This is a genomic window from Allobosea sp. 10N428 (assembly GCF_056394545.1).
In genome coordinates, this window is record NZ_JBFTIC010000002.1 from 1 (window position 1) to 15,479 (window position 15,479).

The window sequence follows — 15,479 nt, forward strand, 5'->3', positions numbered from 1 at the left end:
AGCGGCTTTCGGAAGCTCTTGCGTGGGTGAAGGCTCGCCAGGATGAGATCCGACCGGTACGAACCAAGACGAACAGCGAAGCCGGCGGCTACATCCCGCGCCCGAAAGGACGCCGAGGACCGATCTCTTTCGCCGATCGCCACGCCGCGACGAAACAAGCCAATCACACCGCCTCTGCCGGCGCTGCTGCGAAACGTAAGCTCTCCGCAGCCCCGGCAGAGGCGCCGTAGCGCCCTGTGACATTTCTAAATTGCAGAAACCTGAGACATTTCAATCCGGTTGCAACAACTCTTGCTGCCGGGGGCGATGCCCCCTGTCGTCGTTGTCGTGTAGCCCGATTGGCCGTCGTTTAGCCCATATAATCGCGCGATGTAGCCCGATTGAACGTCGTACGGATTTTGAAGCGTGCTTAGCGGCTCCCATGGCGATGTGAGGTCCGCCGCGCCATGTGAGGCGACCGGTGGACCCCCATCTGCCAGTGATCACCGTCCGTCAGTTCGCGACTGCGCCAACCTGCACACTGCAACGGCCTCTAGGCCGGCGGCCGACGCGAAACGTTGTGAAACGCGATCGCGAACCTGACCTCAGCAACAGCGCCGCTGCATGGTTTGTCACACGAGCGCTCTCCGACTACGACCTCGCCCAATCCTTGCTACCTACGGGCGCTGATTGCCATGCAAATGGATTCGGTACGCCAAGACGCGAGGCCATACGTTGATAAGGACGGCCGAATCTCGCTCTCGTAGCCGCGCCGGCTCCTCGCTCGCCAAACTATCGGGGATATGTCTGGAACAACTCGTATTTCCCTATTTCCGGACTTCTGGAATCATGGACTTAAACCCCGATCCTTCACAACCGACGTGCAACCCGCGAAGATACAATCATAGCGCCAGGCGCTCCCATGGTTTTGGGCACTGCGAGTTCGACCAATATGGACGCGGAAGCATTTCGAGCGGCGCGACGGGACCTTGGTCTGACCGAGATCGAGTTCGGAAATGCGTTCGGAGTTTCGAGGCGAACAGTGCAGAACTGGTCCAAGAAGGGACCACCTCCTTACATCGCAGATCTGCTGCAACTGGTCCTTCTCATGCGCATTGTCGGGCCGGGACGTTCAGACGCCGTGCCATCAGTGGCCCCTGCCCTGGACACTCTTTTGACCTCGGCTGTTGCTGCAGGCTGGAATAAGGCCGCCGTGCTCGCGGCAGTCGACGCATGGGTGGCGGCCAGACATGAGGACTAGTCGTTAACCATAATGAATGATGAGCATCATCGTTAAAGTTTTAGAGATTGAAAGCGCACAATGTGCGCTTTTATAATGTGTGCATTGTCAATGGCCCGACGCCCGGCCGGCAGCTCGATCTCGAAATAGCGAGCGTCCGAACCAATCGCCAGATGATGAGACGCCTCGCTTGGCTGGCCGATTTAAGCCTATGCCGATCTTCTCGCCGTTCTTCAAAAGCCTGCGTAAGTCCTTTCAATGGAGGCGTGCATGCTCGCTCAGCGCCGTGTTGGTCGCACGAAACGACGGTCTTTGGTTCTCTCGCTCCAACGTAGAACGAGTGGGGGCCGCCATAGTCGCGACCTCATCGTTCCGCGCGAGATCAACAGAAGGAGGGTGCATATACCGGCTGAACCGGTTGGCCCGTGAGTGCAATTGCACTTACACGCGATACGCCGACGATATCACTTTCTCGACAAACGAGCGGGAGTTTCCGGAGCGCATCGCCGTTCTGGATGGCCTCCACGCCTGGCAACCGAGCGGGGAGCTTGCGTCGCGCATCGCTTCCTCGGGCTTCGAGATCAATCCCGACAAGACGCGGATGCAGTATCGGGACTCTCGTCAGGACACGACGGGCCTCATCGTCAACCGGCACCTCAACGTCCCGGTCGAATATTGGAAGCAGGCCAGGGCAATGTGCCACCGCCTGTTCGTCGACGGCCAGGCCTATCGAGTTTTCGACGGTAAGAAGGAGCCGATCTCGCTCGATAGTCTGAGGGGCCGCCTGAACTTCATCTATTACATTCGCAGCCTGACGCTGAGCAAAGGCAAGCCGGACAAGTCAAAGGGCATTCCGGGATATCGGCGCCTTTTTGCGCGCTTCCTGAATTACAACGCATTTTGGTCGATCGAAAAGCCCGTCATCGTCTGCGAAGGCAAGACTGACGGCATATACCTGCGGAGCGCCATCCGCTCTCTCCATGCCAAATTTCCGGGTTTCTTCGAGACCGTCGACGGTAAGGTCAAGATCCGCCCAGCGTTCTTCAAATATACCGCGAACACTCGTGAGGTTCAGGACCTGTCGGGCGGCAACGGGCAGCTGAAAAATCTCGTGGCGCAGTACAAGCACCGGACGAAAGGCTTCAAGGGCACGCCGAAGGCGCCCGTGATCATTGTCACCGATTGCGACACCGGAGCGATCGACCTGTTCAAGGAAGTGAGCAAAATCGTCGGCACGACGGTCGCCCGTGATGACCCATTTTATTACCTTCACACAAACTTGTATGTCGTTCCGGTTCCGAAGCTCGGGCTTCCGGAGACGGCGATCGAAGATCTTTTTGAGAAGTCGCTGCTCGAAACCAAGATCGACGGAAAGACTTTCGACAAGACGAACCATGAGCAAGACGGCGGCAAATTCTATTCGAAGTTCACATTCGCCACGAAGGTCGTTGCAGCTTCGAAGGTGCCAGTCGACTACAGCCGCTTCGAGCCCCTCCTCCAAGCGCTGCTAGATGTCGAAGCCGACTACGCGACGCGGCTAGCCACTATCCCTCCAACTGTGCTTCCCCCGCATTAGCTCATGACCCAAACGCCATCTTTGGTCTCGCAGCGCGCTGCGGCTTCTCGTTGCGGAAGCCGATCGGAGAAATGATAGGTCCGCATTCTGCAGAGGATCAACGTCCACAGCTGGCGTAACACGCGAGTCGAGAATTTTCCTGGGTCATTGAAAACTCAGCTCTGCGCAGCAACTGGGGCATCACGCCCCGGCAGCGCGAGAGTGGAGCTAGAGCCTCGCCAAGCGAGCCCGGCGCAGGTCCTTATGCGGAGTGTCAACCACGAGGATTAATCGCGGCATGCAGACGAACCAGACTGCTCAGTGTGCCCTACAGATCATTGGAGCGATAGACAGCGGCGGGGCAGGAAGCGCTAACTTTAAGCCCGTCCGTCCCCCGTGGGCTGAATCCGCCCGGCCGGGAAGAACCCTTGCCTACCTTCGCCGCCCTGTCCGACGAACACCGTCACGTGTGCTTTCGCGTCGGACGGCGGATCGATATTTTCGAGAACGATGAACTGACCGAGATTCCCCAACTGCGCCAGGGACCGGAAGAACCTAGCTGACAGCTTCGTGTCCTTGATTTCCTGTTCATCCTCCGACAAGGCGCCTTCCCTGTGCGTCATAGGCTCCCGGTATGTCAGCAGCGGCGTATCCAGGACGATGAAGCCAGGATGTGGCAAGCCCTTGCGCCGGCAATGAATCAGGACAGCAACCTTGAAAGCCGAGTGCAGGACGGCGCGGACGCCCTTGCCGTTACTCGCCCGCCCCTTCCCGTTTACCTGGATATCCTGTTTCGCCGGGTCGAAGGCCACTACAGGGTTCCCGGGAAATCCCCAGTCGCGCAGGAGTTCCTGGACAATCTGGGAGAACTCATGTGCCGTGGTGGCGCTGACGCCCGCTTGTAGCTTCGACGGGGTGCTGCGCGAGGCGTCGCGCGAACTCAACTGCGAACGGCGAGCGGCCATCCGGTCTCGCTGCGTGTAGAGATCGAGCGCGCGCTTGATCTCGTCGCGCTCTCGGATGACCTGCTCGTAGTCGGTCCGGGCGCGAAGTTCCTCCGGACGCTCCGTCTCCAAGTTGCGTTCCGCATCCGACAGTTCCGCGAGCATCCTCTGCCGGCTCCGGCTCAATCCCGCGGCGTCGGCGTTGACCGACGCCATCGTCTGCGAGAGGTCACGGCGTTCGCGTTGGATCTTCGCAATCTCCGCGGCGGCTGCGGCTTGCGTCCGGGCGATCTCGTCCGCGGCATGGGAATGCACCTGATGTTCGGGGTCGGCGCCGCAGAGCGCGCAGGGCCGGCCCGCCACCGCCTTGAGGAGGAAGCCACCTTCCTCCAAGGCGACGAGCCGCTCGATATCCGACAGAAAAACGCGATCCAACTCCGCGAACCGACACGACATGGTTTCGAGTTCGGCGAGCTTGGCAGTGGCCGCGTCCACTTCGTCCGTAAGCCAGCGACGCCGACGGGTGAGCGCGTCAATTCGTTCCTGGCGAACGCGTAGATCGGCATGGCGGTCGGTGAGCGCCGCTTCGAGCAGGCCGGAGCGCCTTTCCATCTCCTGCCGCACGGGGGCCTTCTCGCCGATCTCGGCGTCGATGCGCTGGATCAACTCGTCGAGCAGCTCGATCTGGCCTTCGACCTTCGCCTGCCTGACCGCGGGCCTGACCTGCGGCACCACGGCAGAATCGTCCGTGCCGGTCATCAGCAAGCGGAAAACGTTCTTCTCCGCGGTGTTTTCGGTCTTGATGGCGCTTAGGACTGGGCTGGCCTCGTCCATGATCGGCCCCTCGCCCACGATCACGTAGGCCGCCAGCTTCCGGAAGCTGAGGCTGTCCTTCTCGCCATGGATGTTCGTGACGATTTCCTTGCCAGAGAGCCCGAGGGAGGAAAGCAGAAACTGCGAGACGTTGTTGCCGGATTTCGCGCTGTGGATGGCGCTCAGCGTGGCTGGGGGAGCCCGATCCTTCGGGCGCTCGGTCAGTAACCCGTCGAATCGTTCAAGATCTCCGCCCTTGACGGACCGGTGGAATGTGACTTCGCCCCCGTCCGGCAGGACCATCGCCAACAGGGCACCGTCGTAGCCTTCTCGCTGCTCGATGTCCGGGAGCTCGTCGCCCCCGCCCAGCATGAAGTTGATCGCTTTGGCGACGAAGCTCTTGCCGGTGTTGGATGCGCCGTAGACGATGTTCAGGCCGTCCTCGAATGTCAGGATGGCAGGCTCCACGGCTGCGCCCGTGAAGCTGAGGCTCCGCAGCCTAATGCCTCTCGTGCTCACTGGTTCGCCTCGCCCGGTGATCCTGCAGCCTGGAAGTCGGTCCTCAGGCGTCCGATGCGCTCCTTGACGATTCGCTCGATCTCGGCGGGCTCGGCGCGCGCGAAGCGCTCTGCCAGCCAGCGGGCGCGGTCTTTTAGATTCATGATGTAGGGCGATTGCAGCATGCCGAGGAACGAAGGGGCGTCCTCGCTTGCCTGGAAATGGATTCCATCGTCGTCGTGCCTGACATCGACCATATGCACGCTGCGCATCAGGTTGAGGCTGTCCTCGACGAGTCTGCGCCGCACGAACAGCTCGCCGATCCGTGGCGCGAGGTCCGGGTGCAGGCTGTCCGGCCCGTCAACGTCAGCGGTGTGCACGACGAGATGATCGAACCAAGTCATTTCCATCAGGCTGCACCGCCGCGGATAGAAAGCCTCCAGTACGATGAGCGCCCGCAGTCCGGTCTCCAGCGCGCTGTTGAAGAGCGGGCCGTAAGCGGAAGATGACGGAGGGCTTAGCGTTTCCAAGGCAGTCGGCCTTCGTTGGCAAGGTGGTGACAGAAGCCCTGCTTCACCTCGACGCGAGCGTAGGGTGCGAGGATACCCGCCGGCACGACCGATGCGGCGCGGTCCGTCACGCCGTCGATCCTCGCCAAGGTGTCGGGGTAGGACGCCCGATAGGCGCCCACGACCCCATGGTAGATTTGTTGTCCGAAATCCACCAGCTCTCGCTCCAGGGTGTTGTCCCGATAGTGGCGCTTGAAGTACGCCGCCTCGAAATAGCGGGTTCGCTGCTCCCACAGGTGCTCGCGGAACTCGCCATGCGCCAGCACCGCCGCGACGTCGGGAAAGGAGGCCCGCGCGCGCTCTTCGTAGGCCTGCACGATCTGGGCAAGATAGTTTTCCTCGACGTCGGCGATGGCGTCCGGAGTGCCCTCTGACGCGTAGGGTCCGGGATCAGCCCCGAAGAACTTGACGAGCGTCGGGCGAATGTGTGGATCCTTGAGGATCGCGTAGACGTCGAACAGGTGGACCGAAGAGAAGTCGAACCTGTGGATGAGGGCCAGCAGCTCGGACGTCAACGGCACCGTGGCGCGCTCGACGATCTTCGTGGCGCAGTTCTGATCCCACTGGTCGATAATGGTCTGGCGCAGCCGCGTCGGATGTCCGATGCCCTCCAGGACGGCGCGTGCCGCACCTTGTGGAGCGATAAAGTGATAAGCCGCGGGAAGCGAGGTCCCATCTCGGTTCGCGTGGTGGAAGACCTTGGCCAGTTCAGGAAGGATGTCCGGCATTCGCAGGACGGATTTCAGTTGTTTCGCCTGGAAGAGGTGCCACGGACCCTCGAAACGCTGCGGCGATAGGAAGCCCACGACGTCGCGCCCCTTGTCGCCCGTGCCCGCCCACACCTGCGTGGCGGAATACGCCTTGGCCTTGTTTGACATCCAATGATCGACGAAGAGTTCCAGTTCGTTGGGGCGAAGCGTCTGGATACCGCGGACGTGGTCGGTCGACATTCAGGGTTTCCGAATCCGAGGCTGGCTGAGCGCGCGATCATGGCAATCCACGCGACAGACGGAGGGCCGTCAATAGGGCCGTCGCCCGCGCCGATCGGCGGCTGCGGGCGCGTCGACGGAGAATAGAATGGACGTCGGCGAGGAAAACGGGCCCGGGCCGCCGGGATGAACGGCGCGTCAGCGCCTTTGGCGGCCTGTGGGAATTGCGGCAGCGGACCGGGAACGCGGGAGGCGGGAGCACGCGCGCCAAGATGCATCGGGCGGCCTGAGGACCGCTAAGCAGGGATCAACGAAGGGGCTGCTAGCGCGAGTTTCCGATCTCGCTCCTGGATCGGATAAGGCGTTGCCCTGGCAGAGCAATCAAGCAGCGGCGCTGATCGCCTTCAGAACGCGCCGCGTTTCCACCGCCAGTAGGAGTTCGTCGTCGAGGGTAACAATCCGGGCGTGCATCGTCGCGATCCGGATCGGATACAGTCGCTGGAACGACTCGCGGATATCCTCCGAGCGACGGAAGATGCCCCTGAAGACCTCCTTCCAATTGTCGGAGCGCTCGATGATCTGCTGGTAGTCGGCGAAGTCGGCGTAGTGGATCAGTGGGACCTCGGCTTGGCCGGCGGCCTTCGCCTTGTCGCGCTTCGCTATCCATTGCTCCAGCATGGTCTGCGGCAGCCGATGCCGCATCCAAGCATCGCCGAACGCTTCCCGCATCACGCGGTCCAGAAAAAGCCGCACCTCGGCCTCGAAAAGCCGCAACCTGTCGAAGGCCTCCCTCGCACGGTCACGGTCCTCGTCCTCATCGATAGAGGCCGGCTCGTCCCGACGCAGGCCAGCGATCCGCAGGCTCGCGTCGAACGCGCCCGGAGTGAAATCCGTCAGCATCGGATCGAAACCGCGCTCCAGGTAGAACGCCGACCGGGCATCGGGGTCAAGCCATCGATCCGTCGCCGGAAAGGTGGTGTCGCGCCAATCCCCGAGGCCGCCGCGAAGCATCTCGCTGAGCATGCCGGCGTAAGGGCGTCGTTCTGCGAGGTTGCGGCCAATGGCAAGGACCTCGGCGAAACCGCGAGCGGAGGCTGCCTCCGCGCCGACGCGGAGCCAGGGCTCATGCATCCGCGCCATCTCCGCTTCCAATGCGGTCGTCGAGAACGCCCGCCGCGTCAGTTCGGCGGTTTCCGCGGCCCGGCGCGCCAAGCTTCCGATCTCGTCGAACTGCGGAAGGCGAAACGCAGCCAAATTTGCGATCTCATGGAACTGCATGGCCGTCAGGCCGCCCCGGACCATGGCGGGCATCCCAAGACCGGCAACGCCGACGCGACGCGCCTGTTCGAAAGGGCCTTCAATCAATTTGCGATGGCATTCCCACTGATCGTTCAGCTTGGCCAGCGCACCGGACTGACTCACGTCGGAGAACGTCTTGCGCCACGCTTCCTCCTGGCGAAAGGTTGCCAGTATTCCACTCTCGACGTCGATATGGCGCCGGATCTGCGAGAATGGGTCCGCGAGGCGCTGAATGTCGCGCAGCGGCTGCAACGCCCGAGTGGCGACATCCAGATCTTTCATCCATCGGAAGGAATCAGTCATGCGGCCTCGTCCATGCGGCCTCGTCGGTTTGGCTTCATGCTGACGACGACACGGGCCGAAATATGGCAGTTGCCGCACCTACCCCCCACGGTACTTCGCGCTTGCTGGTTTCTACGAAGCCGCCGCCCGTTGGCATGTGCGTCGGCTGGTATAACCTCGCGACTGACATGGTCCGCAGGGCGCGCAAAATGAATGACGAAATCGCGGGACGACTTCAGCGCCCGGACGAAGCTCGACTTGGCGCTGCGGGCCAGCTACCTCTGCTCGTTATGCAAGCGATCAACGGTCGGTCCTAGTGACGAGGCGCCCGACGCCGTGACGATGATCGGCGTCGCAGCGCACATCTGTGCCGCCGCGCCGGGGCCGGGAGCGCGCCGCCACGACCCGACAATGACGCCCGAGGAACGGTCCCACATCGACAACGGGATATGGCTGTGTGCTTCGTGCGGCGTCCTGATCGACCGAGACGAGAAGCGCTACACCGCCAATGCACTCCGAAGGATGAAGCGCGATCACGAAGGCTCGCGGCGCCTCGAGGGATCGGATTCCGACGCCGAGGGCGACCTCATCGCCATAGGACAGGACATCGTCGCAGTCGGGACCGTCATCCGCTCCGGCCCGGATGGTACGCGGGTTCGCCTGTCCCACTTCGTCAACGGTTCGGGTCGCGATCTCTGGTCGTTGAACCGGGACTTCGATAGATGGCTGCCCGAGCGGCGCCATGTGCTTTTGAACGAACTCGGCTTCGGTGGGTTGCTGGCCGAGCCGCCTGTCGTCGAGCGCGCGGGACAGGCCTATGAAGTTCTATTCAGGCTCAAGGATCAGGTCCCGCGCCGAAACGCCGCCGCAAGCATCTCGTCCATGTCTCGCGAGGACGGGCGCATGCTTCATGGAATGGAGGCGTACGTCCAGGTTTTCGAGAGCGTACTGGGCATGGCCCTAGGGACTTGGTTCACCGATCTCGGCCTCGGCAGCGATCTGTCCGATCTGTACTGGCGCTACAAGGGGTCTCCGTGGTTCGAACGCCTTGCGATGATGGAAATGATCCGGCTCTCCTCCATCCCGCGCGTCCAAAATGGCCTCGACGCCCCATCGACCCCGTTTCTGGCCGTCAACCGCATCGACAGCGTCAAGGTGCCGTCCTTCGACCTGACGGGCCAGAAGCTCGGAATCGAGGTGCGGTTCGATCTGGAGGGGATGGGCCCGTGGGAGCACGTCCTTTCGGTATTCGTCTCAACGCCGGAGCAACTTGCGCAGGATCGCGAGAAGGCGCGGTTTCACAATGACAAGATCAAGCGAATCGAGGGAGAATATGCAAAGCGCGAGTGACTTCGTCCCCGCTTAAGTGGGTTCGCGGCGCTCGTCGTGTCCCGTCGCGCGCTCCACCGTGCAGTTGTGTAGCCCAATTAAACGTCGCACGCTCCACAACGCTTAATCGGGCTACACAACGCCCTGTACGACGTTCAATCGGGCTACATCGCGCGCGCAATTGGGAGCCATATCGACTGGACTCATTGGAAAATTTGGCGTCGTAGTGCCAAAAATCCGGCTACGCCGCAGTCGTCGCGTGCCGTGCCGGACGATCAAACGTCGTCCACGCCACAGAGCTCTGTCTGCCCGCGCGAGGCCTGTCGCCGATCTTCGCTAGGACTTCGGGAGCGCGCGGGTTCTGGCTGTCGCGAAGAAGCGATGAGGACGTCCTCCGGGTAACCTTACAGCCCCCAATGGCACGATGCGGCAACGGGATGCCCCGTTTCGCGGCCGGCGCCGCCCCAGCGTGGCGAAATGTCAGGTCCGCTCTCTGGCAGATGCTCAACGTCAGCAGCTGGCGCGACCTGGTGGTTGACCTCGGCACATATCGGTCAATTTCATCGCTACTGTTGCTATAGGTCGGCTCCTCAAATGTGAGCGCAACGCAGGATCGGATTATGACCGAGCGATTTGAACGGCATCGCCAACCCTGGACCTCCGAGGAGCTCCAGAAGCTGAAATTGCTGGCTGGAAAGGGCATGGCCTTGAAGGCGATTGCGAAAGCGATGACTCGTAGCGAGGAATCCATCAAGGACCGCGCAAAACGCGACGGCATCGGTATCGCCAAACTCCGCTAGAATCGGAGCCTCAAGAGCCGGCATCTCGTGCCAGCCGTAAGGCCGCCGCTAATGGCCGGCCACGACCTGCCCTTCGCCCTTGTCGTGGACCGCAAGGCGCTCGACCATGGTTGCTGTCGCATGGTTCATGCCGACGACCTCGACGGCGATGTCGTTGTGCCGGAACTTGAGCACGACGCGGTCGAGCGCGTTGATGGCCGTGATGTCCCAGAAATGCGCGGCGCCGAGGTCGATGACGACGTGTCTGACCTCCTCCTCGCGGAAGACGAAGGCGGCATGGAAGGCCTCGGCGGTGGCGAAGAAGATCTGACCGCTGACGCGATAGATCCGCTTCTCACCCGCGCACTCCGAGGCCACCGCGAAGAAGCGCGTGACCTTGTGCGCGAAGAACAGTCCGCTCAGCACGACGCCGAAGAGCACGCCCTTGGCGAGATCATGCGTGGCGACGACGACCGCGACCGTGCCCAGCATGACGAAGCTGGAGCTTTTAGGATGGATCAGCAGCGTCTTCAGCGAGCGCCACTGGAATGTGTTGATCGAGACCATGATCATCACCGCGACGAGTGCTGCCATCGGGATCTGCGCGACATAGGGCCCGAGCACGACGATCAGGAACAGCAGGAAGCCGCCGGCCCAGAAGGTCGAGAGGCGCCCGCGCCCGCCCGACGAGACGTTGATGACCGACTGCCCGATCATCGCGCAGCCGGCCATGCCGCCGAAGCAGCCGGCCACGATGTTGGCGAGGCCCTGGCCGGCGCATTCGCGGTTCTTATCGGAGGTCGTGTCGGTCATTTCGTCGACGATCGCCGCCGTCATCAGGCTTTCGAGCAGGCCGACCATGGCGAGCGTCAGCGCATAGGGCGTGATGATCTTCAGCGTCTCGAAGGTGAGTGGGACCTGCGGCAGTGCGAAGAACGGCAATTCGCTGGGCAATGCGCCCATGTCGCCGACGGTGCGGATGCCCAACCCGAAATACATCGATATCGCGGTCATCAGCACGATCGTCACCAGCGGCGACGGCACCGCCCGGGTCAAGCGCGGCAGCAGGTAGATGATCGCGAGGCCGGCGGCGGTCATGGCATAGACGACGGGGCCGCGCCCGAGCAGTTCGGGCATCTGTGCCAAGAAGATCAGGATGGCGAGGGCGTTGACGAAACCGGTCACAACCGAACGCGAGACGAAGCGCATCAGGTTGCCGAGCTTCAGGCTGCCGGCGATGATCTGGAAGACACCGGTCAGCAGCGTCGCCGCCAGCAAGTAGTTGAGGCCGTGCTCCTTCACCAGCGTGGTCATCACCAGGGCCATCGCGCCGGTCGCGGCCGAGATCATGGCCGGGCGCCCGCCGGCGATGGCGGTGATGACGGCGATGCAGAAGGAGGCGTAGAGCCCGACCTTCGGATCGACGCCGGCGATGATCGAGAAGGCGATCGCTTCCGGGATCAGGGCCAGCGCGACGACGGTGCCGGCAAGGAGCTCGCGCGTGACGTTCGGAGCCCATTCGCTCCGCAGATGAGAAATGGTCATGACAAAGCTTCCCGCTCCGGACGGTCGCAGCCTCCGGGCAATCAAGAACGGCCGCGTGCAAGCGGCGACGGATGAGGGAAGCCGGCGCTAGGGCGGGCTCAGGCGCGTGCGGAAGAACCTGATGAGCGCGATCATGCCACGACCCATAGCAGGCCTATGCTGCAGGGCAACGACGCTGGGCGCTTGGACGATATGCCGTCACGGCAGCCGATCTGCTAGTGTCCTCTTTCACCCGCGCAGAAGTAATTCGACGAGAGCCTGGGTGTTCTTGGCGTTATATTTCCTGAGCAAGCGGGCTCGGTAGATGTCCACCGTGCGCGGACTGATATCCAGCGCCTTCGCCACTTCTTTCCCGGTCCTCCCATCGATGAGCAAGGTTGCAATATCCCGCTCCCTGGGGGTCAGAGTCGTCCTCAACGACTGACCTGATGGCTGAGCCCGGTCGAGTTCCGAGAAGACCCAGAGGGTATGCGCGTGCGCATGTTCCGGAGTGTAGGTGAAGCCGCTGACCCGAACCCAGAACAGATCGCCGTCGAGCCGGCGCATGACACGGTCATCCGTGTAGCTGCGTTCGCTGGCCAAACGCTCGCCGACTCGGGCGCCCGTCTCCTCATAGTCCGTCTGGGTCGGGTAGAGCCGCTCGAAGGTCGCGCCGACCATATCGGCGATCGAGCCTCGAAAGATTCTGGCGAACTCGTGGTTCCCGGCCACGATAGTCCGGTTCCTGCCGACCGCCAGGCCGACCGGCGCATTCTCGAACGCCTCCCGATAATCCACGTCCATCACAACGACCTCCACGCGGGCGATCCGAGCCGGAATGCCGCCCGAACACTTAAGTGTTCGACACCTATAGCATTAAGCGTATAGGTGTCATAGCGTCCCAGGACGATAAGAGCCGAGCCGCCATGCGGTTTCGAGCAGATGAAGGGCCGACGAGCTTCGTCGAAGCCCTCGGGGAACCGCGACATTGGACAGCCATGACACACGCGCAGTTGGAGATCGCTGATCTCTCGATCCATTTCGGAGGCATCCGCGCGCTCGACGGCGCCTCCTTTGCAATCCAGCCGGGCATTACCACCGGACTGATCGGCCCCAATGGCGCCGGCAAGACGACCTTGTTCAATTGCATCTCGGGGCTGACGCCGGGGGCGACCGGAAAGGTCCGTTTTTGCGGTCGCGACATTTCCCGGGAGGAGCCTCAGGATATCTCGCGCGCGGGTCTGGTCCGCTCGTTTCAGCTTGCACGTGGCTGCGAGAACATGACGGTTTTCGAACACCTCATGCTGTATGGCCCACGCCAACGCGGAGAAGGACTTCTCGGCGCCCTCCTCGGCAATCGCGAGGCACGTAGGCAAGAGGAGGCGCTTCGCGAAGAAGCGCTGGACATGGCGCGACGGCTCAAGCTCGCGCATGTCCTCGACAACCTCGTGACGCGCCTTTCCGGCGGCCAGAAGAAGCTGCTGGAAATAGGCCGGGTTCTGCTCGCGAAGCCGAAGATGATCCTGCTCGACGAGCCCATGGCGGGCGTGAACCCGACGCTGGTCCAGGAAATCGCCGACCATCTCGTCGAGATCAGGAAGAGCGGGATATCGATCGTCCTGATCGAGCACGAAATGGAGCTGATCGAGCGCCTTTGCGACGAGGTCATCGTCATGGCGAGCGGTCGCTTCCTGACGCGCGGCAGCTTCTCAGAAATCGCTGGAAACCGTGACGTACAGGAAAGCTACCTGGGGATGCGGCGCCAATGACCGACCTTGCTGTCCGTGGAATCCGAGGCGGCTATCCCAACGCCGAGGAAATCGTCAAAGGCATCGACCTGGATGTCCGAGCCGGTGATCTGACCGTCATCATCGGCCCCAACGGGGCTGGGAAATCGACATTCCTGAAACTCGTGGCCGGTCTTCTGAGACCGACTTCGGGCGAGATCAGCCTGCAAGGCAAGTGCCTTCAACCGGGGAACGCGCAGGCGGCTTGCAAGAGCGGGATGAGTTTCGTTCCGCAGGAGCGGAACGTCTTCGCAAGCCTGACGATCCGCGAAAACCTGGAGATGGGCGGGTATCTCATTCGAAAGGGTTTGAAGGACCGGATCGACGAGCAGCTATCGCGCTTCCCGCTCCTGAAGACCAAGCTCCGCGACAAGGCCGGCAACCTGTCGGGCGGCCAGCGCCAGGTGCTCGCCATGGGCGTCGCGCTCATGACCAGCCCAAGCGTCCTCCTCCTCGACGAGCCCACCGCCGGGCTTTCGCCAGCGGCCGCCGACGAAGTCTTCGAACTCGTTCGCGGCCTGGCGAAGTCGGGCCTCGCGGTGCTGATGGTCGAGCAGAACGCTCTCCTGGCTCTCGAATACGGAACCAAGGGCCTTGCCCTGGTCGCTGGGCGGAAGGCCCGCGAGGACACCGCCTCATCGCTGCTTGCGGACGATGAGGTGCGTCACCTGTTCCTTGGCCGCCGCGAGCAGGGCCAGGGCGCAAGGCACAAAACAAAACAAGGGGATCGTCATGAGCAAGTTTGACCGTCGTGATTTCCTGGTCGGCGCCGCGGGCGCCGGCTCCCTCGCAGCCTTTTGGCCGCGGGCAGTGCTGGCCCAGGGCGCGCAACCCATCAAGATCGGGATCGTCATCCCCCTGACCGGAGCAACCAGCCAGTTCGGCGCGACGATGAGCGCCGCGGCAAAGATCGCCGAGAGCGATATCAACGCTGGCGGAGGTGTGGCAGGCCGGCCGATCCAGGTTCTGATCGAAGACGACCAGAGCAACCCGGAGGCTGCCGTTCGTGCGGCGCGCAAGCTGATCGACGTCGACAAGGTCGTCTCGATCGGCGGCTCCTATGCCTCGGCCGTAACCTCGGCGATCGCGCCCCTGTGCTACGAGAGCAAGACGGCGCTCTTCACGTCCTCGGGCGCGGACAGCATCACCAAGACGCCGCACAACGGCTACATCTTCCGCACGTCTCCCACCGTGACGCTGCAAGGCACCCGGGTTGGTCGGTACGCGCTGGAGCTCGATGCCAGGAAGATGTTCTTCCTCGGGCCGCAGACGCCCTTCGCGCAGTCCTACATCGATATCATCTCGAAGCTGTTCAAGGATGCGGGTGGATCCGGACAGGGGCTGATCTACGAGGACAAGCGGGCCAGCTATCGCACCGAGATCGACCAGGCGCTGCGGACGAACCCCGATGTCATCGTGCTCGGCGGCTACGTGCCCGATACCTCCGTCGTTCTCAAGGACCTCTATCGCGCCGGCTTCGGCGGCAAGAAGATCGGATTCTCCTTCGGGGTGAATCAGGTTCTGGCGGACGGTGTTCCTCACGAGGTGTCGGAAGGGACCGCATCGCTCGTACCATCGGCATCCGAGGATTCGACGGCCTACAGGACGCTCATCAGCAAGATGGGGCGGCTGGCCCTCGATAGCTATTCGTGCCAGGTCTACGACCATGTCGTGCTGACCGCCTTGGCGCTGGCTCAGGCTGCGGTCGCGTCGCCGAGCGGCACGGCGGTGCGCGACACCGTCAGGGCAATCTCGCAAGATGCGAAGGGTGAAAAGGTCAGCGACGTCGCCAAGGCGCTGAAGCTCATCGCAGACAAGAAGCCGATCAATTATGACGGCCCGAGCGGTCCGCTCGAATTCGCCGCCAATGGCGACGTCGAAGGCGTCTTCTTCCGGTACGAGCAGGTTCAGAAGGGGAAGATGACCCTTCTGAAGGTTGCCTGAGCGAATTC

12 protein-coding genes and 1 pseudogene are annotated in these 15,479 nt (G+C 62.4%); 7 read left to right on the plus strand and 6 right to left on the minus strand.

Translation table 11 applies throughout. From position 1 onward, the window contains the following. Both AC1DDA_RS06500 and AC1DDA_RS06505 read left to right on the plus strand, forming a co-directional pair. Positions 1–230 (plus strand): annotated as a pseudogene (locus AC1DDA_RS06500) (ISNCY family transposase); the annotation flags it as partial. A 1,200-nt stretch (positions 231–1,430) separates the two neighbouring features. Next, complete coding sequence (locus tag AC1DDA_RS06505; RefSeq protein ID WP_476795136.1) at positions 1,431–2,795, plus strand: hypothetical protein; 1,365 nt, start codon at positions 1,431–1,433, stop codon at positions 2,793–2,795. A 356-nt stretch (positions 2,796–3,151) separates the two neighbouring features. Here the strand turns inward: AC1DDA_RS06505 and AC1DDA_RS06510 are convergent, their stop codons facing one another. The 4 genes from AC1DDA_RS06510 to AC1DDA_RS06525 form a co-directional block, all read right to left on the minus strand. Beyond that, positions 3,152–4,999: a hypothetical protein gene (locus AC1DDA_RS06510; RefSeq protein WP_476795137.1), complete on the minus strand. Its 1,848-nt coding sequence runs from the start codon at positions 4,997–4,999 to the stop codon at positions 3,152–3,154. A 47-nt stretch (positions 5,000–5,046) separates the two neighbouring features. Next, positions 5,047–5,559, minus strand: coding sequence for an ABC-three component system middle component 2 (locus AC1DDA_RS06515; RefSeq protein WP_476795138.1), 513 nt, complete (start codon positions 5,557–5,559; stop codon positions 5,047–5,049). Continuing rightward, the gene (locus tag AC1DDA_RS06520; protein ID WP_476795139.1) at positions 5,547–6,548 is read right to left on the minus strand and encodes an ABC-three component system protein; all 1,002 of its coding nucleotides are present in this window, start codon (positions 6,546–6,548) and stop codon (positions 5,547–5,549) included. The genes AC1DDA_RS06515 and AC1DDA_RS06520 overlap by 13 nt, the downstream gene beginning before the upstream one ends. 360 nt (positions 6,549–6,908) lie before the next feature. Next, positions 6,909–8,129, minus strand: a complete 1,221-nt coding sequence (locus tag AC1DDA_RS06525; protein WP_476795140.1) for a hypothetical protein — start codon at positions 8,127–8,129, stop codon at positions 6,909–6,911. A 192-nt stretch (positions 8,130–8,321) separates the two neighbouring features. Here AC1DDA_RS06525 and AC1DDA_RS06530 point away from each other — a divergent pair, with 192 nt between their 5' ends. Together AC1DDA_RS06530 and AC1DDA_RS06535 are read left to right on the plus strand one after the other, a co-directional pair. After that, positions 8,322–9,458 carry a hypothetical protein gene (locus tag AC1DDA_RS06530; RefSeq protein ID WP_476795141.1) on the plus strand — a complete coding sequence of 379 codons (1,137 nt, stop codon included), beginning with the start codon at positions 8,322–8,324 and terminating at the stop codon, positions 9,456–9,458. Positions 9,459–10,057: 599 nt separating this feature from the next. Further along, positions 10,058–10,237: a hypothetical protein gene (locus AC1DDA_RS06535; protein WP_441513350.1), complete on the plus strand. Its 180-nt coding sequence runs from the start codon at positions 10,058–10,060 to the stop codon at positions 10,235–10,237. A gap of 48 nt (positions 10,238–10,285) precedes the next feature. Here AC1DDA_RS06535 and AC1DDA_RS06540 read toward each other — a convergent pair whose 3' ends face one another. After that, positions 10,286–11,761, minus strand: coding sequence for a SulP family inorganic anion transporter (locus tag AC1DDA_RS06540; protein WP_476795142.1), 1,476 nt, complete (start codon positions 11,759–11,761; stop codon positions 10,286–10,288). Between the two features lie 228 nt (positions 11,762–11,989). Beyond that, positions 11,990–12,544, minus strand: coding sequence for a helix-turn-helix transcriptional regulator (locus tag AC1DDA_RS06545; protein ID WP_476795143.1), 555 nt, complete (start codon positions 12,542–12,544; stop codon positions 11,990–11,992). A gap of 53 nt (positions 12,545–12,597) precedes the next feature. Here AC1DDA_RS06545 and AC1DDA_RS06550 point away from each other — a divergent pair, with 53 nt between their 5' ends. The 3 genes from AC1DDA_RS06550 to AC1DDA_RS06560 are packed head-to-tail and all read left to right on the plus strand — an operon-like array spanning position 12,598 to position 15,471. Next, positions 12,598–13,509: an ABC transporter ATP-binding protein gene (locus AC1DDA_RS06550; RefSeq protein ID WP_441513352.1), complete on the plus strand. Its 912-nt coding sequence runs from the start codon at positions 12,598–12,600 to the stop codon at positions 13,507–13,509. After that, the gene (locus tag AC1DDA_RS06555; protein ID WP_476778275.1) at positions 13,506–14,273 is read left to right on the plus strand and encodes an ABC transporter ATP-binding protein; all 768 of its coding nucleotides are present in this window, start codon (positions 13,506–13,508) and stop codon (positions 14,271–14,273) included. The genes AC1DDA_RS06550 and AC1DDA_RS06555 overlap by 4 nt, the downstream gene beginning before the upstream one ends. Further along, positions 14,260–15,471, plus strand: coding sequence for an ABC transporter substrate-binding protein (locus tag AC1DDA_RS06560; RefSeq protein ID WP_476795144.1), 1,212 nt, complete (start codon positions 14,260–14,262; stop codon positions 15,469–15,471). The genes AC1DDA_RS06555 and AC1DDA_RS06560 overlap by 14 nt, the downstream gene beginning before the upstream one ends. The last annotated feature ends 8 nt before the right edge of the window (positions 15,472–15,479 follow it).